At 72.0% G+C, this 26,843-nt stretch carries 26 protein-coding genes; 12 read left to right on the top strand and 14 right to left on the bottom strand.

What is annotated here, in order from left to right; translation table 11 throughout:
* Positions 1 to 90: 90 nt before the first annotated feature.
* From AB0B29_RS19140 to AB0B29_RS19125, 4 genes are all read left to right on the top strand, one after another.
* On the top strand, positions 91 to 1,371 hold the full coding sequence (locus AB0B29_RS19140; RefSeq protein WP_362240894.1) for a DUF5685 family protein: 1,281 nt from the start codon (positions 91 to 93) through the stop codon (positions 1,369 to 1,371).
* Entirely contained in the window at positions 1,341 to 1,907 is a 567-nt protein-coding gene (locus tag AB0B29_RS19135) for a DUF1684 domain-containing protein (protein WP_436845860.1), read from the top strand. Before AB0B29_RS19140 ends, AB0B29_RS19135 begins: the two co-directional genes overlap by 31 nt.
* Before the next feature lie 210 nt (positions 1,908 to 2,117).
* The gene (locus AB0B29_RS19130; RefSeq protein ID WP_362240892.1) at positions 2,118 to 3,023 is read left to right on the top strand and encodes a S1 family peptidase; all 906 of its coding nucleotides are present in this window, start codon (positions 2,118 to 2,120) and stop codon (positions 3,021 to 3,023) included.
* Between the two features lie 432 nt (positions 3,024 to 3,455).
* Positions 3,456 to 4,538: a S1 family peptidase gene (locus AB0B29_RS19125; protein WP_362240889.1), complete on the top strand. Its 1,083-nt coding sequence runs from the start codon at positions 3,456 to 3,458 to the stop codon at positions 4,536 to 4,538.
* 150 nt (positions 4,539 to 4,688) lie between these two features.
* Here AB0B29_RS19125 and AB0B29_RS19120 read toward each other — a convergent pair whose 3' ends face one another.
* Complete coding sequence (locus AB0B29_RS19120) at positions 4,689 to 5,708, bottom strand: DUF3533 domain-containing protein (protein ID WP_362240886.1); 1,020 nt, start codon at positions 5,706 to 5,708, stop codon at positions 4,689 to 4,691.
* A 154-nt stretch (positions 5,709 to 5,862) separates the two neighbouring features.
* On the opposite strand from AB0B29_RS19120, the gene AB0B29_RS19115 reads away from it, so the two are divergent.
* Both AB0B29_RS19115 and AB0B29_RS19110 read left to right on the top strand, forming a co-directional pair.
* On the top strand, positions 5,863 to 9,381 hold the full coding sequence (locus AB0B29_RS19115; RefSeq protein WP_362240883.1) for a DNA polymerase III subunit alpha: 3,519 nt from the start codon (positions 5,863 to 5,865) through the stop codon (positions 9,379 to 9,381).
* On the top strand, positions 9,378 to 10,376 hold the full coding sequence (locus tag AB0B29_RS19110; protein WP_362240881.1) for a DNA polymerase Y family protein: 999 nt from the start codon (positions 9,378 to 9,380) through the stop codon (positions 10,374 to 10,376). Before AB0B29_RS19115 ends, AB0B29_RS19110 begins: the two co-directional genes overlap by 4 nt.
* 62 nt (positions 10,377 to 10,438) lie before the next feature.
* Here AB0B29_RS19110 and AB0B29_RS19105 read toward each other — a convergent pair whose 3' ends face one another.
* Positions 10,439 to 10,813, bottom strand: coding sequence for a cupin domain-containing protein (locus AB0B29_RS19105; RefSeq protein WP_362240879.1), 375 nt, complete (start codon positions 10,811 to 10,813; stop codon positions 10,439 to 10,441).
* A 79-nt stretch (positions 10,814 to 10,892) separates the two neighbouring features.
* Between AB0B29_RS19105 and AB0B29_RS19100 the strand changes: the two genes are divergently transcribed.
* Positions 10,893 to 11,339, top strand: a complete 447-nt coding sequence (locus AB0B29_RS19100) for a MarR family winged helix-turn-helix transcriptional regulator (protein ID WP_362240876.1) — start codon at positions 10,893 to 10,895, stop codon at positions 11,337 to 11,339.
* Positions 11,340 to 11,511: 172 nt separating this feature from the next.
* Positions 11,512 to 12,372 carry an esterase/lipase family protein gene (locus AB0B29_RS19095; protein WP_362240874.1) on the top strand — a complete coding sequence of 287 codons (861 nt, stop codon included), beginning with the start codon at positions 11,512 to 11,514 and terminating at the stop codon, positions 12,370 to 12,372.
* A 144-nt stretch (positions 12,373 to 12,516) separates the two neighbouring features.
* On the opposite strand, the gene AB0B29_RS19090 is transcribed toward AB0B29_RS19095, so the two are convergent.
* Positions 12,517 to 13,521 (bottom strand): lytic polysaccharide monooxygenase auxiliary activity family 9 protein, encoded by a 1,005-nt coding sequence (locus AB0B29_RS19090; protein WP_362240872.1) that lies wholly within the window; start codon positions 13,519 to 13,521, stop codon positions 12,517 to 12,519.
* Between the two features lie 182 nt (positions 13,522 to 13,703).
* On the opposite strand from AB0B29_RS19090, the gene AB0B29_RS19085 reads away from it, so the two are divergent.
* Positions 13,704 to 14,153: a GNAT family N-acetyltransferase gene (locus tag AB0B29_RS19085; RefSeq protein ID WP_362240870.1), complete on the top strand. Its 450-nt coding sequence runs from the start codon at positions 13,704 to 13,706 to the stop codon at positions 14,151 to 14,153.
* Between the two features lie 30 nt (positions 14,154 to 14,183).
* On the opposite strand, the gene AB0B29_RS19080 is transcribed toward AB0B29_RS19085, so the two are convergent.
* A complete protein-coding gene (locus AB0B29_RS19080; protein WP_104778565.1) occupies positions 14,184 to 14,318 on the bottom strand; it encodes a hypothetical protein in 135 nt (44 codons plus the stop codon).
* A 137-nt stretch (positions 14,319 to 14,455) separates the two neighbouring features.
* On the opposite strand from AB0B29_RS19080, the gene AB0B29_RS19075 reads away from it, so the two are divergent.
* Entirely contained in the window at positions 14,456 to 15,088 is a 633-nt protein-coding gene (locus AB0B29_RS19075) for a class I SAM-dependent methyltransferase (RefSeq protein ID WP_362240867.1), read from the top strand.
* On the opposite strand, the gene AB0B29_RS19070 is transcribed toward AB0B29_RS19075, so the two are convergent.
* Entirely contained in the window at positions 15,047 to 15,568 is a 522-nt protein-coding gene (locus AB0B29_RS19070; protein ID WP_362240864.1) for a DUF402 domain-containing protein, read from the bottom strand. The genes AB0B29_RS19075 and AB0B29_RS19070 overlap by 42 nt on opposite strands.
* Positions 15,549 to 16,478, bottom strand: a complete 930-nt coding sequence (locus tag AB0B29_RS19065) for a GNAT family N-acetyltransferase (RefSeq protein ID WP_362240861.1) — start codon at positions 16,476 to 16,478, stop codon at positions 15,549 to 15,551. Before AB0B29_RS19065 ends, AB0B29_RS19070 begins: the two co-directional genes overlap by 20 nt.
* Positions 16,479 to 16,549: 71 nt before the next feature.
* Here AB0B29_RS19065 and AB0B29_RS19060 point away from each other — a divergent pair, with 71 nt between their 5' ends.
* The gene (locus AB0B29_RS19060; protein WP_362240858.1) at positions 16,550 to 16,918 is read left to right on the top strand and encodes a GntR family transcriptional regulator; all 369 of its coding nucleotides are present in this window, start codon (positions 16,550 to 16,552) and stop codon (positions 16,916 to 16,918) included.
* Positions 16,919 to 17,155: 237 nt separating this feature from the next.
* On the opposite strand, the gene AB0B29_RS19055 is transcribed toward AB0B29_RS19060, so the two are convergent.
* The 7 genes from AB0B29_RS19055 to AB0B29_RS19025 form a co-directional block, all read right to left on the bottom strand.
* The gene (locus AB0B29_RS19055) at positions 17,156 to 17,929 is read right to left on the bottom strand and encodes a DUF72 domain-containing protein (protein ID WP_362240855.1); all 774 of its coding nucleotides are present in this window, start codon (positions 17,927 to 17,929) and stop codon (positions 17,156 to 17,158) included.
* Between the two features lie 62 nt (positions 17,930 to 17,991).
* The gene (locus AB0B29_RS19050) at positions 17,992 to 18,387 is read right to left on the bottom strand and encodes a hypothetical protein (RefSeq protein ID WP_362240852.1); all 396 of its coding nucleotides are present in this window, start codon (positions 18,385 to 18,387) and stop codon (positions 17,992 to 17,994) included.
* A gap of 112 nt (positions 18,388 to 18,499) precedes the next feature.
* Positions 18,500 to 19,594, bottom strand: a complete 1,095-nt coding sequence (locus AB0B29_RS19045; RefSeq protein WP_362240849.1) for a DUF5925 domain-containing protein — start codon at positions 19,592 to 19,594, stop codon at positions 18,500 to 18,502.
* Between the two features lie 75 nt (positions 19,595 to 19,669).
* Positions 19,670 to 20,470, bottom strand: coding sequence for a polysaccharide deacetylase family protein (locus AB0B29_RS19040; protein WP_362240846.1), 801 nt, complete (start codon positions 20,468 to 20,470; stop codon positions 19,670 to 19,672).
* Positions 20,463 to 21,479: a glycosyltransferase family 2 protein gene (locus AB0B29_RS19035; protein ID WP_362240844.1), complete on the bottom strand. Its 1,017-nt coding sequence runs from the start codon at positions 21,477 to 21,479 to the stop codon at positions 20,463 to 20,465. The genes AB0B29_RS19040 and AB0B29_RS19035 overlap by 8 nt, the downstream gene beginning before the upstream one ends.
* Positions 21,476 to 22,297 carry a glycosyltransferase family 2 protein gene (locus tag AB0B29_RS19030; protein WP_362240841.1) on the bottom strand — a complete coding sequence of 274 codons (822 nt, stop codon included), beginning with the start codon at positions 22,295 to 22,297 and terminating at the stop codon, positions 21,476 to 21,478. The genes AB0B29_RS19035 and AB0B29_RS19030 overlap by 4 nt, the downstream gene beginning before the upstream one ends.
* Before the next feature lie 494 nt (positions 22,298 to 22,791).
* Positions 22,792 to 23,997 (bottom strand): S8 family peptidase, encoded by a 1,206-nt coding sequence (locus AB0B29_RS19025; protein ID WP_362240838.1) that lies wholly within the window; start codon positions 23,995 to 23,997, stop codon positions 22,792 to 22,794.
* A gap of 336 nt (positions 23,998 to 24,333) precedes the next feature.
* Between AB0B29_RS19025 and AB0B29_RS19020 the strand changes: the two genes are divergently transcribed.
* Positions 24,334 to 25,140, top strand: a complete 807-nt coding sequence (locus AB0B29_RS19020) for an SGNH/GDSL hydrolase family protein (RefSeq protein ID WP_362240835.1) — start codon at positions 24,334 to 24,336, stop codon at positions 25,138 to 25,140.
* Positions 25,141 to 25,144: 4 nt separating this feature from the next.
* Here the strand turns inward: AB0B29_RS19020 and AB0B29_RS19015 are convergent, their stop codons facing one another.
* Positions 25,145 to 26,797 carry a serine/threonine-protein kinase gene (locus tag AB0B29_RS19015; protein ID WP_362240832.1) on the bottom strand — a complete coding sequence of 551 codons (1,653 nt, stop codon included), beginning with the start codon at positions 26,795 to 26,797 and terminating at the stop codon, positions 25,145 to 25,147.
* Positions 26,798 to 26,843: the final 46 nt, after the last annotated feature.

Raw genomic sequence — 26,843 nt, 5'->3', positions numbered from 1 at the left:
GCGTACGGGTGATGGCCGGGGCGTACGGGTGAATGCCGGGGCCGATACGATGCCGCAGCTCAGCGTTGTCACGAAGTTCGGGGGAGCCTTGTGTTCGGAATCGTCAGGCCTTGCAGACACCGGCTCGGAGACAGGCTCGCCGACCAGTGGATGGCGCATTTGTGCGGGCTTTGCCTCGCTCTGCGCGGTGACCACGGGCAGTTCGCCCGGATAGTCACGAATTATGACGGGCTGCTTCTCTCGGTTCTGACGGAGGCTCAGGCGGAGAGCGGGGCCGGGGCGGGCCGGCGTACGGCCGGACCGTGCCCGTTGCGCGGCATGCGCACCGCCTCCGTCGCGGACGGCGAGGGAGCCCGGCTCGCGGCGGCCGTCTCCCTGGTGCTGGCCTCGGCGAAGGTACGCGATCACGTCACCGACGGTGACGGGCTGTTGGGCCGCAGGCCGGTGGCGCGCGCCGCGCGACGGGTCGCCGCGAGCTGGGACTCGGCCGGTGCCCGCAGCGGCACCGCTGTGGGATTCGACACCTCGCTCCTGGTCGACGCGGTGGACCGGCAGGTCGGGATCGAGCTGTTGGCCGGACCCGGGACGCCGATCCTGACGGTCACCGAGCCGACCGAGACCGCCACCGCCGCCGCCTTCGCGCACACGGCGGTCCTCGCCGGCCGGCCGGGCAACGCCGGACCGCTCTCCGAGGCCGGGCGGCTCTTCGGACGCCTCGCTCACCTGCTGGACGCCGTGGAGGACCTGCACGCTGACGCCGCGTCAGACGCCTGGAACCCGATCACCGCGACCGGCACCTCCCTGGCGGAGGCCAGGCGGCTCGCCGACGACGCGGTGCACGGGGTGCGGCTCGCGCTGCGCGACGCCGCGTTCACCGACGGGCAGCTCGTCCATCTGCTGCTGGTGCACGAGCTGCAGCGCTCGGTGGACCGGGCGTTCGGCACGGTGCCGGTGTGCGCCTCCCACCAGGGCGGCGGTCCCTACGGACCGCAGGGACCCCACGGACAGCAGCCGCCGGGGCCCTACGGCTCCCCGCAGCAGCCGCCGGGGCCCTACGGCTCTCCGCAGCACCCGTACGCGGGCGGTGGCGGGAACCCGTACGCCGGTGGTGGCGGGGCGTACGGTGGCGGGGACGGATTCGGCGGAGGTTTCGGCGGAGGCGGTTTCGGTGGGGGCGCTCCGGTGCCGCAGCCGCCCCGCCGGCGTGGGTTCTGGGCCGGCTGCGGGATGTTCTGGCTGCTGTGCTGCACCTGCAAGCTGTGCTGCGCCAAGGAGTACGAGGGGCCGTGGTCCCGCAAGAAGCGCGAGGGCGTCTGCCGGGACTGCGACGGCTGCGACGGGTGCGACTGCTGTTGCCCCTGCGACGGCTGACCTGCCCCCGGCGCGGCGGCCCGCCCGGCTCCCGGCGGGCCGACGGCGAGGCGGTCGTGCTGACCGCCGCCGAGTCGGACGGTCTCACCGTGGACGGGCGGCCCTTCGGTGGCGAGGTGCGGCTCGCACCCGACCCCGGCCCCGCGAGCGCGGCCAGGGTGGCGTACGGCGAGCGGCGCCAGGTCGTGCTGGTGCGCGAGGGGGCGTGGGGCGTGCGGGACTTCGACCCGGAAATCCTCCGCGCGCCGGGCGTTCGGCGGTCTGCGTCGCTCCGGGACGACGGCTCGCTGTGGGCCGTGTTCGCCTACGCCGCCAGCGGGAACGGCAGTTACCGCTACCGGTTCCCGTATCCGGCCGCGCCGGACGCCGAGGGGCTCACCACGGTCGACTTCAACCGGGCGCTGCTGCCGCCGTGCGCCTTCGCCGACCATCTCGTCTGCCCCTTCCCGCCGCCGGGGAACACGCTCATCGAGGTCGCGGCGGGGGAGCGCATGCTGGCGTGGGGTGCGCCGGGGGTGAACGTGCGGCGGGGGTGAAAGGCGGCCGCTGCGGCACTTCGTAAAGATCCATCAAAGGCGGGAGTCCGAAAGGCACTCTTGCGCCGACCGGCCGTTCGGCCGAATACTCCCCCTCAGCGCTTGTCAGGGGCACGGCGTGTTCGGAATCCGGACGGCCGGTCCCAGGCTGCGCCTCACGGGCCCGAAACCCCACGAGGGCCCCCGACTTCCTTTGTGGAGGAACGAAAAGTGAGGATCAGGCGCACCACCCCCCGCAGTGGCATTTCGAGACGGACCCGGCTGATCGCCGTTTCCACCGGCCTCGTTGCCGCCGCAGCGATCGCGATCCCCAGCGCGAACGCCTCCGACGCCCCCACCACCTTCAGCGCCGCGGAGCTCAAGAGCGCCAGCGGCTCGCTGCTGAAGGCCGACATCCCGGGCACCGCCTGGGCCGTCGACAGCAAGACCAACCGCGTGCTCCTGACCGTGGACAGCACGGTCACGCAGGCGGAGATAGCGAAGATCAAGCAGCAGGCCGGCGGCAACGCCGACGCGCTCACGATCAAGCGCACCCCGGGCAAGTTCAGCAAGCTCATCCAGGGTGGCGACGCCATCTATGCGAGTAGCTGGCGCTGCTCCCTCGGCTTCAACGTCCAGAACAGCAGCGGCCAGCAGTTCTTCCTGACCGCCGGTCACTGCACCGACGGCGCGGGCACCTGGTACTCCAACTCCGGCCGCACCACGGTCATCGGCTCGACCGCCGGCTCCAGCTTCCCGGGCAACGACTACGGCCTGGTGCGCTACAGCGGGTCCGTCAGCCGCCCCGGCACCGCGAACGGCGTGGACATCACGCGTGCGGCCACCCCGAGCGTGGGCACCACCGTCATCCGCGACGGTTCCACGACCGGCACGCACAGCGGCCGTGTCACCGCCCTCAACGCCACCGTCAACTACGGCGGCGGGGACATCGTCTCCGGCCTGATCCAGACCACCGTCTGCGCCGAGCCCGGTGACTCCGGCGGTTCGCTCTACGGCAGCAACGGCACGGCGTACGGTCTCACCTCGGGCGGCAGCGGCAACTGCTCCTCCGGTGGTACGACGTTCTTCCAGCCCGTCACGGAGGCCCTGAGCGCCTACGGCGTCAGCGTCTACTAGGCACCGGCGGCAGTTCGCGGCAGTTCGCGGCATTTCTCTCGGCCGTGGTTCACGTGGCCCCCGCGCGCATCGCGTGCGGGGGCTTCGTGTTGCGTGCGGGGTGTGTGCGGACCCTTCGGGTCGCCCTACGGGCCCCCTCGACCTTCTCCGAACCGGCCTTGGGAGGGGCGGAATTCGGCCAGGTGGCGACGTCACAGAGTGGGCACACATTACTCACGCGTAATGTTTGCACTGTGAACGCGCGGGAGTTGGTCCGATTTGATCGTGGACGGTCAAAATAAGGGGGCGTGCGAAGCGCTGTCTACGCGCGTCTCGAAGTCACCCTTGTGTGCTCCCCGTCGTCCTCGGAATAGTGGGCGCTCGTCAACGAAGCCTTCCGGCTCGTGAGGTCCCCACAACCTCTCGTGCCGACCCCCCACAGGAGGACGAAAGTTGAAGCACCGACGCATACCCAAGCGGCGTGCAGCCGTGGCAGGTGCGGGCATCGCCGCGCTGGTCGCCGCGGGAGTGACGTTCCAGACCGCGAACGCCAGTGAAACCCCTGAGGCGTCCGCGCCCCGGGCCCTGTCGGTCACCGCGGCCGGAAAGCTCGCCTCGTCGCTGGCCGAGGACCTGGGCGGCGACGCGGCCGGGACGTACTACGACACCAAGAGCAAGAGCCTCGTGGTGAACGTGCTCGACGAGAGCGCCGCGCAGGCCGTGGAGAAGGCCGGCGCGAAGGCGAGAGTCGTGGCGAACTCCCTCGCCGAACTCAAGAGCGCCCGCGGCACGCTGAAGAAGGACGCGACGATCCCCGGTACCGCGTGGGTGACCGACCCGACGACGAACAAGGTCGTCGTGACCGCCGACCGTACGGTCTCCAAGGCCGAGTGGGCGACGCTGACGAAGGTCGTGGACGGGCTCGGGGCGAAGGCCGAACTCAAGCGGTCCAAGGGGGAGTACAAGCCCTTCGTCGCCGGTGGCGACGCGATCACCGGCGGCAGCGGGCGCTGCTCGCTGGGCTTCAACGTGGTCAAGGGCGGTGAGCCGTTCTTCCTGACGGCGGGTCACTGCACCGAGGGCATCTCCACGTGGTCGGACTCCAGCGGCAAGGAGATCGGCACCAACGCGGACTCCCAGTTCCCTGGCAACGACTACGGGCTGGTCAAGTACACCGCGGAGGTCGACCACCCGAGTGAGGTGAACCTGTACAACGGGTCCGCCCAGAAGATCTCGGGCGCCGTGGACGCGACCGTCGGCATGGCGGTCACCCGGAGCGGGTCGACCACGAAGGTGCACGACGGCAAGGTCACCGGGCTGGACGCCACCGTGAACTACGGCAACGGCGACATCGTGAACGGGCTGATCCAGACCGACGTGTGCGCGGAGCCGGGTGACAGTGGTGGGTCGCTGTTCTCCGGGGACAAGGCGGTCGGGCTCACGTCCGGCGGCAGTGGTGACTGCACCTCGGGCGGGGAGACGTTCTTCCAGCCGGTGACCGAGGCGCTGTCGGCCACCGGGACGCAGATCGGCTGACATGTGAGTGTGTGAAGTCCCGCCCCTTGTGCGAGGGGCGGGACTTTTGCGTGCCCTCTCGCCGGGTGGGTGCGCGTTTTCGCGTGACGTCGGGTGGGGGTCGGGGCCGCGTCGCCTTCTCGCCGTACGCGGGTGCGGGCGGGGGTGTGGTTACGGTGCAGTCGCCTTTGCGCGCTTACGTACGGTCGCCGCCGCCATGGTGATCGCGGCTCCTGCTACGGCCCATGCCGCCAGTACGAGGAGGGGGCCGGTCATCGCGTTGTTGTCGAAGTAGGCGATGGAGCGGGTCGACCAGGTGCCGGCGCCGGGGGGCAGGGCCGGGCCGATCGCCTTCCAGAAGGGCGGGAGGAGGGGTGGGGGCAGGGCGCCGCCCGCGCTGGGGTTGCCGAGGACGACCACCAGCAGGATGACCAGGCCGATGCCGATCGTGCCGAAGACGCCCTGGAGGGCGAGGGTGGCCGCGCCCACGGCGAAGATGATCAGGGCGCCCAGGCCCCAGAGGGCCGCGGTGCCGCCCGGCAGGGCGTCCAGGATCGGGCCGGTGATGAGGGCTCCGCCGAGACCGCCGATGATCGCGACCAGCGCCATGACCGCGAGGCGGATCGCGGCGCGGGTGGGGTTGGAGGGTTTCGCCCCGGCGCTGAGGGCGAGGGCCGCGGCGCCCAGGTAGCCGCCGACGCACCAGCCGATCACCAGATAGAAGGACGAGAGTCCGTTGGGGTCGTGGGGTGCGGACGGGATCACGTCGATCGTCCGGACGGTGCGCCGCTCGGACTTCTCCAGGGTGGTGACGAGGGCCGCCAGTGTGGTGGAGAGGATCCTGCCGCCGGCCGAGGCGACCAGGAGGGTGTCGGTGCTGCCTCTGGGGTCGATGATCAGGGCCGCGTCGATGTCGCGGTGGGCGAGCTGGGTGCGGGCCGCTGCCGCGTTCGGCAGTGCGCGGGGGTCCAGCGGGGAGCCGGGGAGGCGTTCGAGGCGGGTGATCGCCTGTGCGGCCGCGGCCTGTGGGGCGACGAGACCGAAGGGCACGTCCTTGGGTTTCGGGTCGTGCAGTGCTCCCACGTACGAAGCGATGAACAGCAGCTGGAGTGCGATCACGCCGACGACGAGCAGGGTGGCCCGCGGCGTGACGGCGTCTCTCACCTCGGCGAGGAACGAGCTGTGCGGCATGCCTCAAAGGTCGGGGGGTTCGTGGTGTTTCCGCAGGTGGGGCGGGGCCGAACGGATGTCGCACATACATTCGAGGATGGGGGTATGGTGGGGGTGAGGTAGCTGGGAACAGATGTTCGAGAGCTGGTGTGGCTCACGAGTGCGGGAGGTGCGTGTGCCGGGGTTCACGCATCTGCACACCGTCTCCGGATTCTCGTTGCGTCATGGAGCCTCGCACCCGGAGCGGCTGGCCGAGCGTGCCTCCGAGCGGGGGATGGACGCCCTGGCGCTGACCGATCGCGACACGCTCGCCGGCGCGGTCCGGTTCTCGAAGGCCTGCGGGAAGGCGGGGGTCCGGCCGCTGTTCGGGGTCGATCTGGCGGTGGCGGGTACGGAGCCCAGGGTCGAGCGGCGGCGGCGGACCCCGGTGCGGGGTGGTGCCTTTGTCGACGAGTCGGCTCCCCGCGTGACCTTTCTCGCCAGGGACGGTGCCCGGGGGTGGGGGGAGCTGTGCCGGCTCGTCTCGGCCGCCCATGAAGAGGAGGGGACGCCCCTGCTGCCCTGGGAGCGCAATCATGCCCAGGGGGTGACCGTGCTGCTCGGGCCCGCGTCGGACGTCGGGCGTGCCCTGGCCGCGGGGCGGCCCGACCGGGCGGCGCGGCTGCTCGCACCCTGGCGGGACGCCTACGGCGACGACCTGCGGCTGGAGGCCGTCTGGCACGGCCGGGAGGGGACGGGGCCGGGCTCGCTGCGGCTGGCCGCCCGTACCGTCGGGTTCGCCGCCGAGCAGCGCATCCGGCCCGTGCTCACCAACGCCGTGCGGTACGCCGACCCGGGTCTCGGGCCGGTCGCCGACGTGCTGGACGCCGCCCGGCGGCTGGTGCCCATCGACCCGGCCCAGGGGCTGGACTCCGGCGAGGCCTGGCTCAAGGGCGCCGGGGACATGGCCCGGGTGGCGGAGCGGATCGTGGAGGCCGCGGGATTCCGGCGGGAGACCGCTCACCGGCTGGTGGAGCAGACGCAGGCCACGGCCGCCGAATGCCTGGTCGACCCCGAGGGCGATCTCGGCATCGGTACCGTCCACTTCCCCGAGCCGCACCTGGCCGGCGCCGGGCACCGCACCGCCCAGCGGACGCTGGCCTCGCGGGCGGCGGCCGGCATGGTGCTGCGCGGGTACGACCGGCGGCGGGAGTACTGGGAGCGGATGCACCACGAGCTGGACATCATCGCCCACCACGGGTTCGCCTCCTACTTCCTGACCGTCGCCCAGGTCGTGGACGACGTCCGGAAGATGGGCGTCCGGGTCACCGCCCGGGGGTCCGGGGCCGGGTCGCTCGTCAATCACCTGCTCGGTATCGCGCACGCCGATCCCATCGAGCACCGGCTGCTGGTGGAGCGGTTCCTGTCGAAGGAGCGGGTCGTGCTGCCCGACATCGACATCGACGTGGAGTCCGCGCGCCGGCTGGAGGTCTACCGCGCGATCATCGACCGGTTCGGCAGCGAGCGGGTCGCGACGGTGGCGATGCCGGAGACGTATCGCGTACGGCACGCCATCCGTGACGTGGGGGCCGCCCTGTCCATGGACCCGGCCGAGATCGACCGGGTCGCCAAGTCCTTTCCCCATATCCGGGCGCGGGATGCCCGAGCGGCACTGGAGGAGTTGCCCGAGCTGCGCGCGCTGGCCGGGGAGAAGGAGAAGTACGGGAGGCTGTGGGAGCTGGTCGAGGCGCTGGACGGCCTGCCGCGCGGCGTGGCGATGCACCCGTGCGGGGTGTTGCTGTCGGACGCCTCGCTGCTCGCGCGTACGCCGGTCATGCCGACCAGTGGCGAGGGCTTCCCGATGTCGCAGTTCGACAAGGACGACGTCGAGGACCTCGGGCTGCTGAAGCTCGATGTGCTGGGCGTGCGGATGCAGTCGGCCATGGCGCACGCGGTGGAGGAAGTGCGGCGGGTGTCGGGCGTCCGGGTGGACCTGGACGCCCTGGCGCCGGGGGATCCGGAGACGTACCGGCTGATTCAGTCCACCGAGACGCTCGGATGCTTCCAGATCGAGTCGCCCGGGCAGCGGGACCTGGTCGGGCGGCTCCAGCCCGCCACGTTCCACGACCTCGTCGTCGACATCTCGCTGTTCCGGCCCGGGCCGGTCGCCGCCGACATGGTGCGGCCGTTCATCGAGGCGCGGCACGGGCGGGCGCCGATCCGGTATCCGCACCCGGATCTGGAGGAACCGCTGCGGGACACGTACGGGGTGGTCGTCTTCCACGAGCAGATCATCGACATCGTCGCCATCATGACCGGTTGCGGGCGCGGTGAGGCCGACCGGGTGCGGCGCGGGCTGTCGGACATGGAGTCGCAGGCACGGATCAAGGTGTGGTTCGCGCAGCACGCGGCGGCCCGGGGGTATGACGCGGAAACGGTTCAGCGGACCTGGGAGATCGTCGAGGCATTCGGGTCCTACGGCTTCTGCAAGGCGCACGCGGTCGCCTTCGCCGTGCCGACCTATCAGTCGGCGTGGCTGAAAACGCATCATCCGGCCGCCTTCTACGCCGGGCTGCTCACGCACGATCCCGGGATGTATCCCAAGCGGCTGCTGCTGGCGGACGCGCGGCGCCGTGGAGTGCCCGTGCTGCCCTTGGACGTGAACGCGTCGGGGGTCGCACACCGTATCGAACTGGTGTCCGGTAAATGGGGGTTGCGGCTGGCCCTCTCCGATGTGCACGGCATCAGCGAGGCCGAGGCGGCGCGGATCGCCGAGGGCCAGCCGTACGCCTCGCTGGTCGACTTCTGGGAGCGGGGCAGGCCCAGCCGTCCGGTGGCCCAGCGGCTCGCGCAGGTGGGAGCGCTGGACGCGTTCGGCGCCAACCGCCGTGATCTGCAACTGCATCTGACCGAACTGCACCGGGGCGCCCGGGGCGGGGGCGGTGGTCAGTTGCCGTTGGCCGGGGGGCGGAAGACGGCGCCGGCCGGGCTGCCCGACCTCACCTCCTCGGAACGGCTCAGCGCCGAGCTGGGCGTGCTGTCCATGGACGCCTCCCGCAATCTGATGGACGATCACCGGCAGTTCCTCGACGAGCTGGGCGTGGTGTCGGCGCGGCGGCTGCGGGAGGCGAGGCACGGGGAGACGGTGCTGGTCGCGGGCACCAAGGCGGCCACCCAGACGCCGCCGATCAGGTCCGGCAGGCGCGTCATCTTCTCCACCCTGGACGACGGCACGGGCCTGGTCGACCTCGCCTTCTTCGACGACTCCCACGACGCCTGCGCCCACACCGTCTTCCACTCCTGGCTGCTGCTGGTGCGCGGGGTGGTGCAGCGTCGCGGCCCGCGCAGCCTCAGCGTGGTGGGAGCCGCCGCCTGGAACCTCGCGGACCTGCTGGAAGTGCGCCGGGAGGAGGGGCTGGAGGGGGTCGCGGCCCGACTGGCCGGACCCGGCCCCGACCCCCGTGATTCCGGCGAGGAGGGTTCCGGTGACGGCGGTTCCGGTGACGACCGCGAGGGAGCCGTGCGGCGGCGGCTCGCCGGGTCGGACGGTGCGCCCGCGCCGACGGGTTCCGCGGCCAAGGATCCGATGGAGCAGCGGAAGATCCGCATGTCCACGGGGTACGAGATGCACCCCTGGGCCGATCTGCGTCCCGCGGGCGAAGAGCCCGCGAACACAAGGAAGTTGTGGCACCAGAGTCCGGGGAGTGCGGGATGACCATCCTCTGCGTACGTTTCCAGCTGCCTGCGACGAGCGAGGCGGACCTGCCCCGTCTGCTCGGGATGCTCGAGGAGTTCACCCCCGTCGTCCAGGCCCTGCCGCCGGACGGGGCGCTGGCCGACCTGCGCGGTGCCGAGCGGTACTTCGGGCGGGACGCCGTCGAACTGGCCTCGGTGATCCGGGTGCGGTCGCTCGCACTCCACGGCGTCGACTGCGTGATCGGAGCCGGTCCCGGGCCGATGCTGGCCCGGATGGCACTGGGCGAGGCCGTGCCCGGGGTGACGTGCGCGGTGCCCGACGAGCCGGACGCCGTCGCGCAGTTCCTCGCGGACAAGCCCGTCGCCGCGCTGCCCGGTGTGGGTGCCGCGACCGCCCGCACCCTGGGCGACTACGGGCTCGACACCCTCGGCCGGGTCGCCGCCGCACCGCTGTCCACACTGCAGCGGCTGATCGGTGCGAAGGCCGGCCGCGAGCTGCGCGAGAAGGCGAACGGCATCGACCGCGGCCGGGTCGTGCCGAACGCCGTCTCCCGGTCCCTGGCGGCGGAACGCCCCTTCGGGCGCGACGAACTGGACCCGGACCGGCACCGCAGGGCGCTGCTGTCGGCCGCCGAGGAGATCGGTGCCCGGCTGCGCGCCCTGGAGAAGGTCTGCCGCACGCTCACCCTCACCGTGCGCTACGCCGACCGGTCCGCCACCACGCGCAGCCGCACCCTGGGCGAACCGACCGCGCACTCCCCGGCGCTGACCAGGGCCGCCTACGGGATGTACGAGGCGCTCGGGCTGCAGCGGGCGCGGGTGCGGGCGATCGCCCTGCGCGCCGAGGGGCTCGACCCGGCCGACCAGGCCTCCCACCAGCTGACCTTCGACCCGGTGGACGAGAAGGTCCGCCGTATCGAGGAGGTCGCGGACCGGGCGCGGGCGAAGTTCGGGCCGCGGGCGGTGATGCCCGGGGGACTAGGGGGAGCCCGCCGTGGAGGGCGGGCGGCGTAGACCCTTCCGCGTGACGTCGGCCCTGTACGACGTAGACCCCGTATGGCGTCGGCCGTGGGACGTCAGTTGGCCCACGGCGGCACGATGCGGGTGCCGTCGGCCAGCCGTGCCTCCAGGCCGATCGAGGTGGTGACCCAGGAGTACGCGGTCCGGTCGGTCGGGTTCTCGACGGTCAGGGTGGCGCCAGGACTGATGATCACCGTGTCACCCGCGACGATGCGCTCGGTGCGGCCGTCGAGGGTGATCAGCAGCTCACCGTCGAGCAGATGGAAGATCTCCTCCCGGCTGACCGTGTGCGCGGGTGCCTTGAGACCGGCCGGAATCTCACCGCGCCAGGCGCAGAGTTCCTTGCTGCCGCTGCCCGGGGTGGCGTACGAGACGAAACGGGCGCCGTGGATCTCATGGGTGACGGCTTCGGACGATCGGACGACGGGCATGAGGCCTCCAAGTGGTCAAGCAGCTTGACCATATAGTCAAGCTGCTTGACCGTCAGGTCAAGGGTGTTTCAATGCATGCGTGCAGAACTCCGAGGCCATGGCCCTGTCCGCCGCCCTGCTCGCCGTCGCCGGCGGGCTGACGCAACGCATCAACGAGGGCGTGATCGCTCGCGGCTTCGAAGGGGTGCGGCCCGCGCACGGGTTCGCCTTCGCCCGGCTCGCTCCCGACGGGGCCACGGTCACCGACCTCGCCGCCCACCTCGGGGTGACCAAGCAGGCCGCGAGTCAGCTCGTCGACGAGCTGGTGCGCAAGGGGTACGCCGAGCGGCGGCCGCATCCCGAGGACGCGCGGGCGCGACTGGTCGTGCTGACCGGGCGGGGCTGGGACTGCACGCGGGCGGCCGAGGAGGCGGCCGCGGAAGTCGTGCGGGAATGGGGTGGCCTGCTGGGGGAGCGCGACGTGCGGACGCTGCGGGACCAGTTGCTGCGCATCGCTCCGCACGGGCCCATCAGGCCCGCCTGGTGACGGGGGGTCGGCCGGAGGCCGCGGCGCCGGTTGCGCGGCGAGTTTTTACTGACGCGTAACTTCCCAGTTTGGCTACTCGCCCGTAACTTGACGAGTGAACAGCATCCTCGTGATCCGGATCACAGGGCCCCGTGCCGTCGCACCTCCCCCTGAGCCGCAAGGAGATCACCCGATGCTGCCCTGGAAACGAGCGCTCAGACCCCTGGCCGCGCTGCTGCTGACCGCCGCCGCCGTCACCGTCCCCGCCACCACGGCCCAGGCCTCGGCCGCCCCGAGTTCCGGCTGGAACGACTACTCCTGCAAGCCGTCCGCATCCCACCCCCGCCCCGTCGTCCTCGTCCACGGCACCCTCGGCAACTCCGTCGACAACTGGCTGGGGCTCGCCCCCTATCTGCAGGTCCGCGGCTACTGCGTCTTCTCCCTCGACTACGGCCAGTTGGACGGAGTCCCCTTCTTCCACGGCCTCGGACCCGCCGAGAAGTCCGCCGGACAGCTGAAGGACTTCGTGGACAAGGTGCTCGCCGCCACCGGCGCCGACGAGACCGATGTCGTCGGGCACTCGCAGGGCGGCATGATGCCCCGCTACTACCTCAAGTTCCTCGGCGGCGCCGCCGAGGTGCACGCCCTGGTCGGCATCGCGCCCAGCAACCACGGCACCGACCTGAACGGCTTCACCCACCTGCTGCCGTACTTCCCCGGCGCCGCGGACCTGCTCTCGAAGAACACCCCCGCCCTCGCCGACCAGGTCACCGGCTCCGCCTTCCTCGCCAAGCTCAACGCGGGCGGCGACACCGTGCCCGGCGTGCGCTACACCGTCATCGCCACCCGGTACGACGAGGTGGTCACCCCGTGGCGCAGCCAGTACCTGAGCGGACCGGATGTGCACAACGTCCTGCTCCAGGACCTGTGCCCACTCGATCTGTCCGAGCACGTGGCCGCCGGGCTGCTCGACCGGGTCGTCTTCCACGAGGTGGCCAACGCCCTCGACCCGGGCCGGGCCACGCCCACCACCTGTGCATCCGCCTTCGAATGACACGTGTCACCCGTTGACACGTGCCATCGGTCGACACCTGCCGCAGGTCCACACGTGTCATGCGGTTGCACGTGTCAGAGAAACGTTTCGGGGCCTGTCCGGCCTGAGCCGCCGGACAGGCCCCGGATCGTGGGGCGGTGAGGGTCAGCGGTCGTGCCGGCCGCCGCTCACCGTCCGGCGCCGGGCCGACAGGAACAGGGCCGAGGCGCCCAGCGCCAGCGCCGCCGCACCACCGATGGCGACGTACGGGGTGGTGCCGTCACCGCCGGTCTCGGCGAGGTTCTCCGTGGCACCGGCCGCCTTCGGCCGGTTGGGCGCGGGTGCGGCGGCCTTCGGCCGGTCCGGGGTGGCCTCCTTCTTCGGGGCCGCGGCCGGCGCCGCGGAGGTACGGGGGTCGTTGTCGCCGTGCCCGTGATGCTCGATGGTCGACTTGTCGTTGCCGTCCTCGATCTGCTTCTCGCTGGGAGCGGAGGCGGACGGGGCCGGAGCCGCGCCGCCCGCCGTGCCGCCACCGCCGCCGAAGCTGACGTCCGAGCAGGAGTAGAACGCCTCCGGGCTGTCCGACCGCTGCCAGACCGCGTACAGCAGGTGCTTGCCGGAGCGCTGGGGCAGCTTGCCGGAGAAGGTGTAGAAACCGCCGGTGGCGGCCGGGTCGGTGGACGTCGCGACCGGGTGCGCGAGATCCAGGTCCTTCCAGGCGAGCGGCTTGGCCGGGTCGTAGCCGGGCTTGGTGAGGTACACCGTGAACGTGCCCTTGTGCGGGGCCGTCACGCGGTACTTGAAGGTGTACGAGCCGCTGCGGACGGCCGTCGCCGGCCAGTCGGCGCGGGGCAGGTCGAGGCCCTTGAACTCCGCGTTGTCCGCACTGCACAGCTTGCCGTCCGGTATGAGCTGCTGGTGCCGGCCGCCCGCGTCGCCGATGCGGATGCCGTTCCAGTCGTAGAGGGCCTGGGTGCCGCCCGCCGCGACCGCCGCCTTGCACGCGGCCGACCTCGGGCTCTCGGGGCCCTCGGCGTAGCACTGCGAGACCCGGCTGACCGGGTCGCCCATCGCACCGTGCGCGGCGGCCGGTGCGGCGCTCAGCGCGGTCAGGGCGAGCGGGAGGCCGCCGAGGGCGGCGACGGAGGCGGCCTTGCGGCGTGCGGGCATGCGGGAACTCCTCGAGACGGTGCAGGGGGCAGGTCCGGGCCGACGTGGGCCGGAATCCCGTGGGGTGCTTCGAAGCTAGCCCCTGAGATCAGTGAAATCGCCTGCTGAGGGCGGGTGGAGGCGATCCTTATGGCCCGCTTAAGGGAGTGTTCGGACGGGCATCAGGTAGGTACCGTCGCGGCATGTCAGACGACGAGATCCGACCGGCCCGCGCCGCCGACGTACCGGTCGTCGCGGAGGTGATCGCCGCGGCCTTCCGCCCCTACATCGAGCGCATCGGGCGGGTGCCCCAGCCCATGGAGGAGGACCATGCGGCGAACGTGGCCGCGGGCAAGGTGTTCGTGACGGGCGATCCGGTGACCGGGCTCGTCGTGATCGAGGCGTTCGACGACCACCTCTTCCTCGACACCATCGCCGTCCGCCCCACCGAACACGGCAGGGGAGTGGGGCGGCGGCTGCTCCGGTTCGTGGACGCACGCACGCGTGACCTCGGCCTGCCCGAGATCAGGCTCTACACGAACGCGCTGATGTGGGAGAACCAGCGGATCTATCCGAAGTACGGCTACGAACTCGTGGAGCGCCGCGCGGACGGGCCCCACGACCGCGTCCACTACCGAAAGCGGCTGCTCTGAGCGGTGCGTCTCATGACCGGCACCAGCTGCTCAGGCGTCCGGCCACCAGGTGCGGGCGATGTCCTTGCGGACCTCCGGGCGCCCGGCGGGACGCTCGTCGGCCTCCTCGCGGACCCGGCGGACGTCCGACTTCTTCAGCGGCTTCTGCACGGTCACACGGCGCATGGCTGCCTCCTTCGGGTCTACCGGGTTCCGCGTTCTCACGGAGGTAGACCTTTCGGGGGAGGGTGACTCATCGCTCCTGGTCTGTCAGTGGCGGCAGTCACCATTCGGTTGTCAGTGGCGGGTGTCACTCTGGGGCCATGACGAACGTGGACTGGGAAGCCGAGGCCGCCTCCTTCGACGAGGAGCCCGACCACGGCCTGCGCGACCCCGAGGTGCGCCGCGCCTGGGCCGGGCGGCTGCGCGACTGGCTGCCCGGGCGCACGGGCGACGTACTCGATCTCGGCTGCGGCACCGGCAGCCTGTCACTCCTCGCATCCGAACAGGGGCACCGTGTGACGGGTGTGGATCTCTCCCCGGCGATGGTGACGCTCGCCCGCGAAAAGCTCGCCGGGCGCGACGCCGTGTTCCTCGTCGGTGACGCCGCGGCACCGCCGGTCGGGGAGCAGCGCTTCGACGCCGTGCTCGTCCGGCACGTCCTGTGGGCCCTGCCCGACCCCGCGCGCGCCCTCGGGCACTGGCGCGGGCTGCTGCGGCCGGGCGGGCGCCTGGTGCTGGTCGAGGGCGTGTGGGGGAGCATCGAACCGGTCGGCATATCCGCCGAGCGGCTCACCGGCCTGCTCGCCCCGATCGCCGGGCGGGTGCGCGTGCAGCGGCTCTCGGGCGATCCGCTGCTGTGGGGCGGACCGGTGACGGACGAGCGGTACGCGCTGGTCGCGCAGATCGGTGACTCAGGCCAGGAGGGCCGCGAAGCCGCCGCCGCGGGCCAGTGACTCCAGTTCGTCGAGTGCGGCCAGCGCGGCGGACGCCGCCTCCGGGTCCGACTCGACGAGGCCGCTCTCGGCGAACTCGTCCTCGTCCAGGCGCCGTACGTCCGTGCCGTCCGCGGAGCGCCACAGGTCGAGGTCGAGATCCTCCACCACCAGCTCCGGGCCGGAGCGCCGGGCGGGGCGGGTGACGTCGCAGTACCAGCCCTTCAGCGCCCCCGTGGCGGAGCGGACCTCCTTCACCGCGTACCACCGGTCGCGCCAGTAGTACTCCGTGAAGACGTCGCCGGGCTCGAAGCGGACGAACCCGAAGTCGCGGACGCCGGAGCCCGCCCACGCGGCGCGGACCGCCACGCGCGTGCCGTCGTCCGCCAGCAGCTCGCCGCTGTAACGGATCTTCGTACGGCCCGCCTTGACGAGGACGACGTACAGCTGCGGGTTCCTGTCGGCCGGCTGCGGGTCCCGGTCAGCCGAGTTCGCGGACATGACGCACTTCCTTCGCGCAGATCTCATAGCCGAACCACTTGTTGATGGCGATCATCGGCTCGTTCCCCGTGTCGTTGCCGGTGAACGCCTCCGTGCACCCCGCCTCGCGGGCGCGATGCAAGGAGTCGTTCTTGGCGAGCTTCGCCAGGCCCCGGCCGCGGAACTCCCGGGCGGTGCCGGTCATCGCGGTGGCGTAGCGGGAGTCGCCGTCCGTGTGGGCCACGCTGAAGGCGGCGGGACGGCCGTCGACGAGCGCGACGGTGGTCAGGTCGTGGTTCAGCAGCGGGTGCTTCCAGTGTTCCTCGAGCCAGGCCTCGTAGTCCGTGAACTCCACGTCGATGTCGCTGGGTTCGTCCGACGCCGTCGCCGCGTCCAGTTCGAACACGGGGCGCGGGTCGTCCGCGAAGTCGGCGGCCGTGCGCAGCTCTACGCCGGACGGCGGCTCCTGCCGGGGCGGGAGCGTGCCGCCCGCCAGGTCCAGGCGCAGGAACCAGGCGGAGCGGCTGGCCCGGAAGCCGTGCCGCTCGGCGAACGCGCGGTTGTCCGGCTCGTCCAGGACCCAGGCGAACAGCTTCGTCACGCCCAGGCGGCTCAGGCGCTCCTCCGCCGTCCGCAGCAGGAGCGAACCGGCGCCGCGGTTCCTGCGGTCGGGGCGTACGTAGATGTTGGCCGACCCCTGGCCGGGTTCCGGGCTGTCGTGGGCGACGCTGACCTGGGCGGTGCCGATGATCTCGCCGTCCTCCTCGGCGATGAGCTGCCCGAAATGGGCGTCCGGGTGGACGTGCGTCAGGGCGTGCACCACCGACTCGGGGGTGGACAACATGTACGGAAGGGCGAGGCGGCGGGTGTCGGAGAAGCCCTCGGCATCGGCTCGGACGTCGGGACGCAGGTCGCGCACGATCACGGTCATGAGGGCGCACGCTACGCGTGGAGCCGTCCGGGGTGCCTCTCATTTTCCGCCGGGTGCGCGACAATCGGCCTGTGACCTTGAAGATCGACATCGACGACAGCGCCCCGCCCTACGAGCAGGTGCGGGCGCGGATCTCCGAGCAGGCGCGGTCCGGTGCGCTGCCCGTCGGCTACCGGCTGCCGACCGTGCGGGGGCTGGCCGAGTCGCTGGGCCTCGCGGCGAACACGGTCGCCAAGGCGTACCGGGCGCTGGAGGCGGACGGGGTGATCGAGACGCGCGGCCGCAACGGCACGTTCGTCGCCGCGGCCGGCTCGGCGGCGGACCGCGAGCTGGCCGCGGCGGCACAGGCCTATGTGGAGCGGGCCAGGCGGCTCGGGCTGGGCGAGGAGGTCGCCCTGGCCGCGGTCCGGGACGCCCTGCGGGCGGCTTACGGAGAGTAGGCGTCGGGCCGCTGGTCAGGTGGGCATGGTGGGGGAGCGTCCGGCTGCGGGCCGGTGGGGGGTGTTCGCGCTCACGCGGCGGAGCCGCACATCGATACAGCCCCGCGCCCCGAGGGCGACGCCCTGAAGGGGCGCGGGGAACTGCGCGACCGGCCGGACCGGCGCCGCAGCCGACTTACGGCCTTCCGCCGCACACCGTCGTGACGAGCGTCGTCGTGGCGGGGAGGAAGGTGAGGTTCAGCCGGCTCGCGCCAGACGCTCGGGCGTTCGTGTGATGTCCAGCCCCGCCGACCTTCCCGCCCGTGCGAACACCATCGCGTCCTCCACCGCCGCGCCGCCCGGGTCGTTGTTGAAGTACGCGTAGACGTCCTCGCCGGCGGTCCAGGTCGTGGCGATGCGGTCGAGCCAGGTGGCCAGCGAGCGCCGGCCGTAGCGTGGCCAGGGCTCGGCGCGGCCCTGGTGGAAGCGGACGTAGCCCCAGTCGGCGGTGCGCCACAGCGGCGTCGCCGGGCGGGCCAGGATGTCGGCCCAGCACAGGGCGGCGCGCCGGGACTCCAGGACGCGGCGGACCTCGGGGGTCCACCAGGAGTCGTGCCGCGGCTCGACCGCTACCCGGGTCGACGCCGGGAAGCAGGCCAGGCACGCGTCGAGCAGGCCCGGGTCGGCGCGCAGCGTGGGCGGGAGCTGGAGCAGCACCGGGCCGAGGCGGTCGCCGAGGCCCGCCGCCCGGCTCATCAGCCGGTGCACCGGCTCCTGTGGTTCCTTGAGCCGCTTGATGTGGGTCAGATAGCGGCTGGCCTTGACCGCGACGACGAAGTCGCCGGGCGTCCGCCGCCGCCAGTCCTCGAACGTCTCCCGGGCCGGCAGCCGGTAGAAGGCGTTGTTGATCTCGACGGTGGCGAAGTGACCCGTGTACTCCTCCAGCCACAGCCGCATCGGCAGCCCGGACGGGTACAAAACGTCCCGCCAGTCCTTGTACTGCCACCCGGACGTGCCGACGAACAGGGTCATACCCCTATCAAAGCACCAGTCGCCTTCGAGGGACGGAGGGCGGCCTGGCCCTCCAGGCCTGGTCAGGCGTCGGTGCGCGTGTGGAAGCGGTAGAACAGCAGCAGGAAGACGGCTGCCGTGACCAGCACCGACGTGATGACCACGGGGCGGAGGTCGTCGCCGGTCTGGCCGTAGAGGAAGCCCAGTGCGGCGCCGGCGAACGCGGCCCGGAGCAGCGCGTGCAGGGCGTGCAGGTCGCGCCTGAGGCGCCGGGTCGCCTGCACCACGGCGATGCACAGGGCCATGAAGGCGAGCGCGCTCCACACACCCGACGCCACGTCCGGCCCGGTGATGGGACCGCCGTGACGCCGGTTCACCGCGACCCAGTTGCCGTAGACGACACCGAGTACGACGGGCAGGACCCAGCGCGCGAAGCGGTGGGCGGGTTCGCTGAACACGGTGGGCGCCGGATGCGCCATCGGGGCCTCCCTGGTCGATGCGGAGCTCGGCGTCGCTCCGCCGCACACCTTGGCAGGCCTGGGTAACAGGCAGGTGAGAGGCGGTTGTGACCGGAACCGGCGGGTGGTTCCGCTACAGATACAGCCCCGCGTCCACGCCCCCGCGCGGCTCCGGGAGGGCCGTCGGGGACGTGCCGCGGCGCAGCGCGTACAGCTCCGCCAGTGTCGCGCCCTCGCGGCCGACACCGTCCTCCCGGCCCAGCCAGTTCACCGCCTCCGACCGGGTCAGCGGGCCGACCTCGATCCGGGCGAGGCAGCGGCCGGGGCGGACCACGGCCGGGTGCAGGCGCTCCAGGTCCTCGTTGGTGGTGACACCGACCAGGACGTTGCGGCCCTGGCCGAGCAGGCCGTCCGTCAGGTTCAGCAGCCTCGACAGGGCCTGGCCCGCCGTGTGCTTGGCCTCGCCGCGGATCAGCTCGTCGCAGTCCTCCAGGAGCAGCAGCCGCCAGCGGCCCTTGCCCGTCGCGTCCTCCTCGCCGATGGCGATGTCCATGAGGTAGCCGACGTCGGAGAAGAGCCGCTCGGGGTCCAGGACGCAGTCCACCTGGCACCAGTCGCGCCAGGACCGGGCCAGGGTGCGCAGGGCCGAGGTCTTGCCCGTGCCCGGCGGGCCGTGCAGCAGCAGGAGTCGGCCCGCGATGTCCTGCGGGGTCGTCTTCATCAGGCGGTCCATGGCGTCCGCCACCGGCGCGGTGTAGTTGGGCCGGACCTCGTCCCAGGTGCCCGCGGCGATCTGGCGGGTGGTGCGATGCGGGCCGCGCCGCGGGGAGACGTACCAGAAGCCCATCGTCACGTTCTCCGGCTGCGGTTCGGGTTCGTCCGCCGCGCCGTCCGTGGCCTGGTCGAGGATCTTCTTCGCGAGCTCCTCACCGGTCGCCGTCACGGTGACGTCGGCGCCCCGGTTCCAGCGGGAGACCAGCAGTGTCCAGCCGTCGCCCTCGGCGAGGGTCGCGCTGCGGTCGTCGTCCCGGGCGACCCGCAGCACCCGGGCGCCCGGCGGCATCAGCGTCGCCCCGGACCGCACGCGGTCGATGTTCACCGCGTGGGAGTACGGCTGCTCACCCGTCGCGAAGCGGCCGAGGAACAGCGCGTCGACGACATCGGACGGGGAGTCGGAGTCGTCGACGTTGAGCCGGATCGGCAGCGCCTCGTGCGGGTTTCCAGACATGCCGCCATGATCCGGCACGGGGACGCCGCGTGCACCCGGTTTCCGCGTGCCCGCGGCATGTCGTTTCCGTGCAGGTCAGCCCCCGGCGCGGGAGACCAGCCGGCGCGTCTGCCGGGCCCTGCGGACCACGGCGTACCCCTTGGTCAGGGCACGGTCGGCGGCGAACGTACGGGCGATCGCGCGCCCCTCGATCAGCCGCTCGAACTCTCCGATGTCCGTGCTGCGGCGCACCGTCACCCGGCGCAGCGCGTACGGCCCCTGAGCACGCCGCGCCAGGGCGTTGCCGACGGCGAGGGCCTGGGCCCAGCCCGTCTCGCGCACGACCTGCCGGACCCGGCGGCTGGAGTAGCCGTAGGGGTAGGCGAACGAGACGGGTACGGAGCCCAGTTGGTCCGAGACGATCTCCTTGCAGTGGATCAGCTCGAACCGCAGGGTGGCGTCGGAGACCTGGTCGAGCTGCGGGTGACTGTGGCTGTGCCCGCCGATCTCGACACCGGCCGCCGCGAGGTCGCGGACCTGGTCCCAGTCCAGCATGGTGTCCAGTCCGCCGCCGGTGTCGTACGGCCCCCTGAGCCAACCGGTCGAGACGAAGACGGTGGCCGGGAAGCCGTGCTTGGCGAGCGCGGGGAGGGCGTGCCGGTGCACGCCCTCGTAGCCGTCGTCGAAGGTGATCAGGACCGGCCGCTCGGGCAGCGCGCGGCCGGAGCGCCAGCACGCCGCCAGTGCGGCCGTGGTGAGCGGACTGAGCCCCCGGCCGGCGAGCACCGCCATCTGCTCGGCGAACGCCTCCGGGGTCACGGACAGGGCGCGCGTCTCCTCGTTCGGCTCGGTCGAGACCGCGTGGTACATGAGGATCGGGACGCGGGCGTCACTCACGGGTCGTCACCTCCACCTCGGGCACCTGGAACGTGGTTCCGCCCCGGTGTGCCCGGACGCTGCCGACGACGTAACCGCCCGCCGCCGTCAGCACCCCGGCCACGATCGCGCCGGCCCGTCCCGCACCGCCCGACCGGGCCAGCAGGGCGTCCCGCAGGCCCCGGGCCACCCCTGCGGGCAGGACCCGCGTGGCGTACCGGCGCTCCGACTCCAGGCCCTTCTCCGCCCCGACGCTCCGGGCCACCAGGGCCTTGGACAGGCCTTCGGCCCAGGCGCGGCTGCGGAAGTAGCGGAAGTGCTCGCGGACCTCCGGCACCCGGTGGTGGATCACCGCCCGGTCGTCGATCAGCAGCACCGCGTCCGGCCGGGCCCGGGACAACCGGATGCACAGCTCCGTCTCCTCGCAGCCCAGCGGGCGCTTGTCGCCGTCCCGGCCGATGCCGGTGGCGAAACCGCCCGCCGCGTCGAAGGCGCTGCGCCGGAACGAGGCGTTGCCGCCGAGCACGTTGCGCACCCGCACCCGTCCGCGCGGCAGGCCCCGGTAGGTGCAGCCCACCACCCAGTCGAACTCCTCCGGGAACCAGTCGGGCCGCCGCCCGGACGCCCAGACCGGCTCCGTGCGCCCGCCGACCGCCATCACCCGCGGGTCGGTGTACGCCTCGGCGAAGTGCCGCAGCCAGTCGCGCTCGGCGACGGCGTCGTCGTCGAGGAAGGCCACGACCTCGCCCCGGGCCGCGGCGATGCCGGTGTTGCGGCCGGCGGACAGACCGCGGGGGCCCGCGTTGGCGAGCACCCGCACCACAGCACCGCCGGCGGTCCCCGTGCCCTCCTCGTGCTCCTTGTACTCCTTGGCCAGGCGCTCCCGCAGCGTGTCGTTGTGATCGACGACCAGCAGCGTCTCCAGGGCCGGCCGTGACTGCGCGCGGACCGAGGAGACCGCCGCGAGGATGTCCTCCCAGCGGTCCTCGGTGTACGCGCAGATCACGACGGAGATGCCGGGACCGCTCAAGACACCTCTCCCCGCATCGCGGCCGGCGTCGACGACCGGGGCGAACGGCGGCGCAGCGCGCGGCGGTTGGAGCGCTCCTGCAGGATCACCCTCAGCACCCGCAGCCCGTCCCGCACGGCCCGCAGGTTGCTCACGCCGTGGATGCGCAGGTACTCGTGGCTCGGGATCTCCTGCACCTTGAGGCCGGCCTTGACGACCCGGATGTTCATCAGGGTCTCCACCTCGAAGCCGGTGCAGTCGAGGTCGATCTTGTCGAGGCAGTGCCGCCAGAACGCGTTGTAGCCGTAGCACAGGTCGGTGTAGCGGGCGCCGAACTTGCGGTTGACGGCCGCGCACAGCGCCCAGTTGCCCATCTTGCGGATGAAGGTCATGTCGTCGGTGCCGCCGCCGTTGGCGAAGCGGGAGCCCTTGGCGAAGTCCGCGCCGGAGACCAGGGCGGAGACATAGCTGAGGATCTCCCCGCCGTCCGCCGAGCCGTCCGCGTCGACCATCACGATGATGTCGCCGGTGCAGGCCTGGAACCCGGTGATCAGGGCGTCGCCCTTGCCCTTGCCGCGCTGCTCGACGACCTTCACCTCGGGCCACAGCTCGCGGGCCACCTCGACGGTGTTGTCGGTGGAGTTGCCGTCGACCAGAACCACTTCGTGTATCCAGTCGGGCAGGGTCTTGAAGACGTAGGGCAGGTTCTCCGCCTCGTTCATGGCCGGGATCACCACGCTCACCGGCGGCGCGATGGCCAGGTGAGAGGAGACGGGTCGGTACGTGGAGGCGGTCGGCGGACGCTGCTGCGTCGCGGCCGGCTGCAGGACTGAGCTCATGAGTCTGGTCCCTCTCGTCCGGTGGACCGCCCCCCCAGGGCAGTCCGGATCCAGTCCGGTTCGAAAGGGGGGTTCTCACCCGAGGCACGCCGAGATGGCGAGGCATGCCGGGATGACGCTCCGGCACGCCGGGTGAGCTGGCAAAGCTGGCCGGCCGCACAGACGGCAGCCGACCGCGCGGCACGGCCCGGAGACCGATGCGGTCACCGAGCACGGCACCCCCCTACCGCGCCCCGCGCCGGTTCGTCGCGGTCCTTGAGCCCTCCCCTGGAGCCGCGTACTACGGACCGATGCGGGTGAGATGTATGACGGTATTGACGATTGAACCCGTATGGCAAGACCTGGAACGGCCTCTCACGTTTTTGTTGGTTTGGACGTTGTGAGGGACCGCTCGTGCGACGCAAGTTGTACGTTTCGGTCGTATAAACATGCGTTCCCCGGAAGCGATCAGGGCCTCCGGGGAACGTGTGTTCAGGCGCGTGTGCGGGCGTCGGTCACGGGACGATCTGCAGCAGGCGGTTCGGCGAACCGGACCCCGCGCTGGTGACCTTGCCGGTGACGGCGCCGTTCACCAGGGCCGTCGCGACCTGGGCCGGGGTCGACGAGGTGTGACCCGCCAGGTAGACCGCCGCCGCGCCCGCGACGTGCGGGGTCGCCATCGAGGTGCCGGAGATGGTGTTGGTCGCGGTGTCGCTGGTGTGCCAGCCGGCCGTGATCGACGAGCCGGGCGCGAAGATGTCCAGGGCGGAGCCGTAGTTGGAGTAGCTCGCCTTGGCGTCCGTGCTGGTGGTGGCGCCGACCGTGATCGCCTCCGCGACCCGGGCCGGGGAGGACGAGGAGGCGGAGGTACTGCTGTTGCCCGCGGCGACGGCGTATGTGACCCCGCCGGCTATCGAGTTGCGGACCGCCGTGTCCAGGGTCGCGGAGGCGCCGCCGCCGAGCGACATGTTGGCGACCGAGGGTCCGGAGTGGTTCTTCGTCACCCAGTCGATGCCCGCGATCACGCCGGCCGTGGTGCCGGAGCCGCTGTTGTTCAGCACGCGCACACCCACGATCTTCGCCTTCTTGGCCACGCCGTAGGTCGAGCCCGCGATCGTGGTGGCCACATGGGTGCCGTGGCCGTTGCCGTCGGAGGCGTCGTTGTCGCCGTCCACGGCGTCGTAGCCGTGCGAGGCGCGGCCGCTGATCTGCTGGTGCGTGATGCGCACACCGGTGTCGATCACATAGACCGTCACACCGCTGCCCGCGCTGTCCGGGTAGGTGTAGGTGCCGGACAGCGGCAGCGAGGCCTGGTCGATGCGGTCCAGGCCCCACGGGGCGTTGGTCTGGGTGGCGGCGAGCGTGACGCGCTGGTTCTGCTCGACGGAGGCCACCTTCGGGTCGGCGGCCAGCCGCCGGGCCTCGGTGGCGGAGAGGGTGGCGGACCAGCCGTTCAGCGCCTTGCCGAACGTCTTGTCGACCGAGCCGCCGTACTCCTTCACCAGGCCCTTGCCCGCGGCCGAGGACGCCTTCAGGCCCGCGCTCTTCTTGAGCGTGACGAGGTAGCTGTCCTTGATCGCGGTCGGGGAGTCCGCGGCGAGCACCCGGCCCTCGGCGGGTGTGGCCTGGGCGGGAAGGGTGGTGAGCCCGCCCACGAGGGCGGCGGTCGCCAGCGAGGTGAGTGCGGCGAACCCGAGTCTCTTGCTGCGCAGTGGTGCCATTACGAGGGAGTCCTCCTCTAGGCGGCGCGCGCCTGGGTGGGACGCGCGTCATGTGGGGGTGTGCGCGTGGTCGCGCACACGGGCCGGGGAGCGTCGCGTTCCGCTCCCGGACGGAGTAAAGCGTCGACCAACTACCGGCGTAGAACAAGAGAGTTGAGCATCAGTCAACAAACCTGTCATGGGCACGTAACAAGAGAGGTCCGGCGCGTAACACGACCCGTGGCGAACGCGCCAAGCGTCCGGGGAGAGGCCGAAAAGACTTGGCATGGACACTTCCTGTCAACACGCGTAGCTGCTACGACGGTTATGGCAGAGATCCTGCTAAAGGGAGGTTCCATGAGACGTTCCCGACTTGTCGTCCTCGTGAGCTCGCTCCTCCTCGCCGTCGGCACCGCCCTCACCGGGGCAGCGACGGCGCAGGCGTCCTCACTCGCCGCAACAGGCGGCTATGTGGCCCTCGGTGACTCCTACTCCTCCGGAGTCGGAGCCGGCAGCTACATCAGCTCCAGCGGCGACTGCAAGCGCAGCACCAAGGCCTACCCCTACCTCTGGGCCGCCGCCCACTCACCCTCGACCTTCGCCTTCACCGCCTGCTCGGGTGCCCGAACGGGTGATGTTCTGGCGAGCCAGCTCACTCCGCTCAGCGCCTCCACCGCCCTCGTCTCGATCAGCATCGGAGGCAACGACGCCGGATTCGCCGACGTCATGACGACCTGTGTGACCCAGTCCGACAGCGCCTGCGTCTCCCGCATCAACACCGCCCGGGCGTACGTCGACTCCACGCTGCCCGGAAATCTCGACGGCGTGTACTCGGCGATCCGCTCCAAGGCACCCGCCGCCAAGGTCGTCGTCCTCGGCTACCCCCGCTTCTACCAGCTCGGCACCACCTGCCTCGGTCTGTCCGAGACCAAGCGCAAGGCCATCAACGACGCCTCCGACCACCTCAACACCGCCATCGCCAAGCGTGCCGCGAACCACGGCTTCGCCTTCGGTGACGTCCGCGCCACCTTCAGCGGCCACGAGATCTGCTCCGGCGACTCCTGGCTGCACAGCGTCAGCTGGCTCAACATCGGCGAGTCGTACCACCCGAAGGCCCCCGGCCAGTCGGGCGGTTATCTGCCGGTGCTCAACAGCAACGACTGACCGCTCAGCCGGAGTCCGAATCCGCGTCCGGGCCCGACCCAGGGTTCGAGCCGGACCGCGCGTCCGGATCCGTGCCGGAAGGAGAAGGGGAGGCCCCGCCCGTCGGGGTCTCCGTCTCGCAGGTCACCGAGAACGGCACCGACTCGGACGTCTCCCGCACCGGCTCCCGCACCTCGACGCTGATCTCGTTCTCCAGCGTCCCGGTCTCCTCCCGCGTCGTCACCCGCACCGTGTCCCGCTTCGAACGGTTGCCGCCCTCCGAGAACGACAGCGTCTTCCAGCCCCCGTCGAGCACCTGGCCGTCCTGCGTCACCCAGCGGTAGCTGACCTCGGCCGGGAGCCGCGCCACCGTGAGCGTCGCCGTGAACTCGGGTGCCTGGGCGTTCGGCGGCGGACACGGGCCCGAGTAGTCCGTGCGCCGTCCCTCCAGGGCGACCTTCACCGACTGCGGCGGCGGACTGCTCTCCTTCGTCTCGCTCGGCGTCGGCGACGGACTGGACTTCTCGGTCCCGGTGTTGCGCGGCGGGCCCTTGGTCGCGGTGGGCGTACCGTCCCCGGCCCCCTGGTCATTGCCGCCGGAACCGTCCCCGTTGTTGAGCAGCGCGTACGTCAGCCCGCCCACCGCGAGCGCCAGCGCGATCACGCCGGCGACCAGCACCCGGCCGGCCCGGCGGTCCCGCTCCCGGTGCGTGGCCGTCGTGGTGGTACCCGCACCGGATGCCGCCGACCGCCCCGGGTACGGCAGCGGCGGTGTGGGCGCGGGCTCGGGGTGGCCCACGACCGTCGGCGGGACCGGCGGAACCGCTCGCGTGGTGTCCGCACCCGGTGAGCCGCCCGCGGCGACGACCCGCAGATCCTCCTCGGCCCGCTCGGGCGGCAGCCGCTGCTCGGGATCCTTGCGCAGCAGCCCCTCGATCACCGGGGCGAGCGGACCGGCCCGGTACGGCGGCGGCAGCTCCTCGTCGACGATCGCCCGCAGCGTGCTCAGCGGGGTGTCGTGACGGAAGGGGGAGTGGCCCTCGACCGCCGCGTACAGCAGCACGCCCAGCGACCACAGGTCGGACTCCGGGCCCGGCGTGCGCCCCAGCGCCCGCTCCGGGGCGAGGAATTCGGGCGAGCCGATGACCTCGCCGGTCATGGTCAGAGCCGCACTGCCCTCGACCATGGCGATCCCGAAGTCGGTGAGCACGATCCGGCCGTCGTTCGAGATCAGCACGTTGGCCGGCTTCACGTCGCGGTGCAGCACCCCGGCCTCGTGCGCGGACCGCAGCGCGGCCAGCACCTCGGCGCCGATGTGCGCGGCACGCTGCGGCGTCATCGGGCCCTCGGCGTCCAGGACCTCGGCGAGGGAGAGGCCGCGGACCAGTTCCATGACGATCCACGGGCGGCCGTCGTCCGTCGCCACGTCGTACACCGTCACCACGTTGCGGTTGGCGACCCGGGCCGCCGCCCACGCCTCCCGCTCCAGCCGCGCGTACATCCGCTGTACGTCGTCGCCCGCCAGTCCGGACGGGGCGCGGACCTCCTTGACGGCGACCTCGCGGTGCAGCACCTCGTCGCGGGCGCGCCACACCGTCCCCATACCGCCCTCGCCCAGCGGGGCGAGGAGCCGGTAGCGACCGGCGATCACACGCTCATGGCCCGGTTCTTCGAACACGGCGCCCCCATTCGCAGCCGGGCGGAATCTCCATGGGGTGTGTCTT

Source organism: Streptomyces tibetensis (assembly GCF_040647715.1).
Classification (GTDB): Bacteria; Actinomycetota; Actinomycetes; order Streptomycetales; family Streptomycetaceae; genus Streptomyces; species Streptomyces tibetensis_A.
This window is presented reverse-complemented; position numbering and strand designations above follow the sequence as displayed.

Excerpts from the sequence above, each read along its gene's own strand:
- AB0B29_RS19030 (WP_362240841.1), bottom strand. The coding sequence starts at position 22,297 with ATGAGCTCAGTCCTGCAGCCGGCCGCGACGCAGCAGCGTCCGCCGACC.
- AB0B29_RS19105 (WP_362240879.1), bottom strand. The coding sequence starts at position 10,813 with ATGCCCGTCGTCCGATCGTCCGAAGCCGTCACCCATGAGATCCACGGC.
- AB0B29_RS19080 (WP_104778565.1), bottom strand. The coding sequence starts at position 14,318 with ATGCGCCGTGTGACCGTGCAGAAGCCGCTGAAGAAGTCGGACGTCCGC.
- AB0B29_RS19095 (WP_362240874.1), top strand. The coding sequence starts at position 11,512 with ATGCTGCCCTGGAAACGAGCGCTCAGACCCCTGGCCGCGCTGCTGCTG.
- AB0B29_RS19055 (WP_362240855.1), bottom strand. The coding sequence starts at position 17,929 with ATGACCCTGTTCGTCGGCACGTCCGGGTGGCAGTACAAGGACTGGCGG.
- AB0B29_RS19120 (WP_362240886.1), bottom strand. The coding sequence starts at position 5,708 with ATGCCGCACAGCTCGTTCCTCGCCGAGGTGAGAGACGCCGTCACGCCG.
- AB0B29_RS19065 (WP_362240861.1), bottom strand. The coding sequence starts at position 16,478 with ATGACCGTGATCGTGCGCGACCTGCGTCCCGACGTCCGAGCCGATGCC.
- AB0B29_RS19075 (WP_362240867.1), top strand. The coding sequence starts at position 14,456 with ATGACGAACGTGGACTGGGAAGCCGAGGCCGCCTCCTTCGACGAGGAG.
- AB0B29_RS19045 (WP_362240849.1), bottom strand. The coding sequence starts at position 19,594 with ATGTCTGGAAACCCGCACGAGGCGCTGCCGATCCGGCTCAACGTCGAC.
- AB0B29_RS19025 (WP_362240838.1), bottom strand. The coding sequence starts at position 23,997 with ATGGCACCACTGCGCAGCAAGAGACTCGGGTTCGCCGCACTCACCTCG.
- AB0B29_RS19050 (WP_362240852.1), bottom strand. The coding sequence starts at position 18,387 with ATGGCGCATCCGGCGCCCACCGTGTTCAGCGAACCCGCCCACCGCTTC.
- AB0B29_RS19070 (WP_362240864.1), bottom strand. The coding sequence starts at position 15,568 with ATGTCCGCGAACTCGGCTGACCGGGACCCGCAGCCGGCCGACAGGAAC.
- AB0B29_RS19110 (WP_362240881.1), top strand. The coding sequence starts at position 9,378 with ATGACCATCCTCTGCGTACGTTTCCAGCTGCCTGCGACGAGCGAGGCG.
- AB0B29_RS19085 (WP_362240870.1), top strand. The coding sequence starts at position 13,704 with ATGTCAGACGACGAGATCCGACCGGCCCGCGCCGCCGACGTACCGGTC.
- AB0B29_RS19090 (WP_362240872.1), bottom strand. The coding sequence starts at position 13,521 with ATGCCCGCACGCCGCAAGGCCGCCTCCGTCGCCGCCCTCGGCGGCCTC.
- AB0B29_RS19020 (WP_362240835.1), top strand. The coding sequence starts at position 24,334 with ATGAGACGTTCCCGACTTGTCGTCCTCGTGAGCTCGCTCCTCCTCGCC.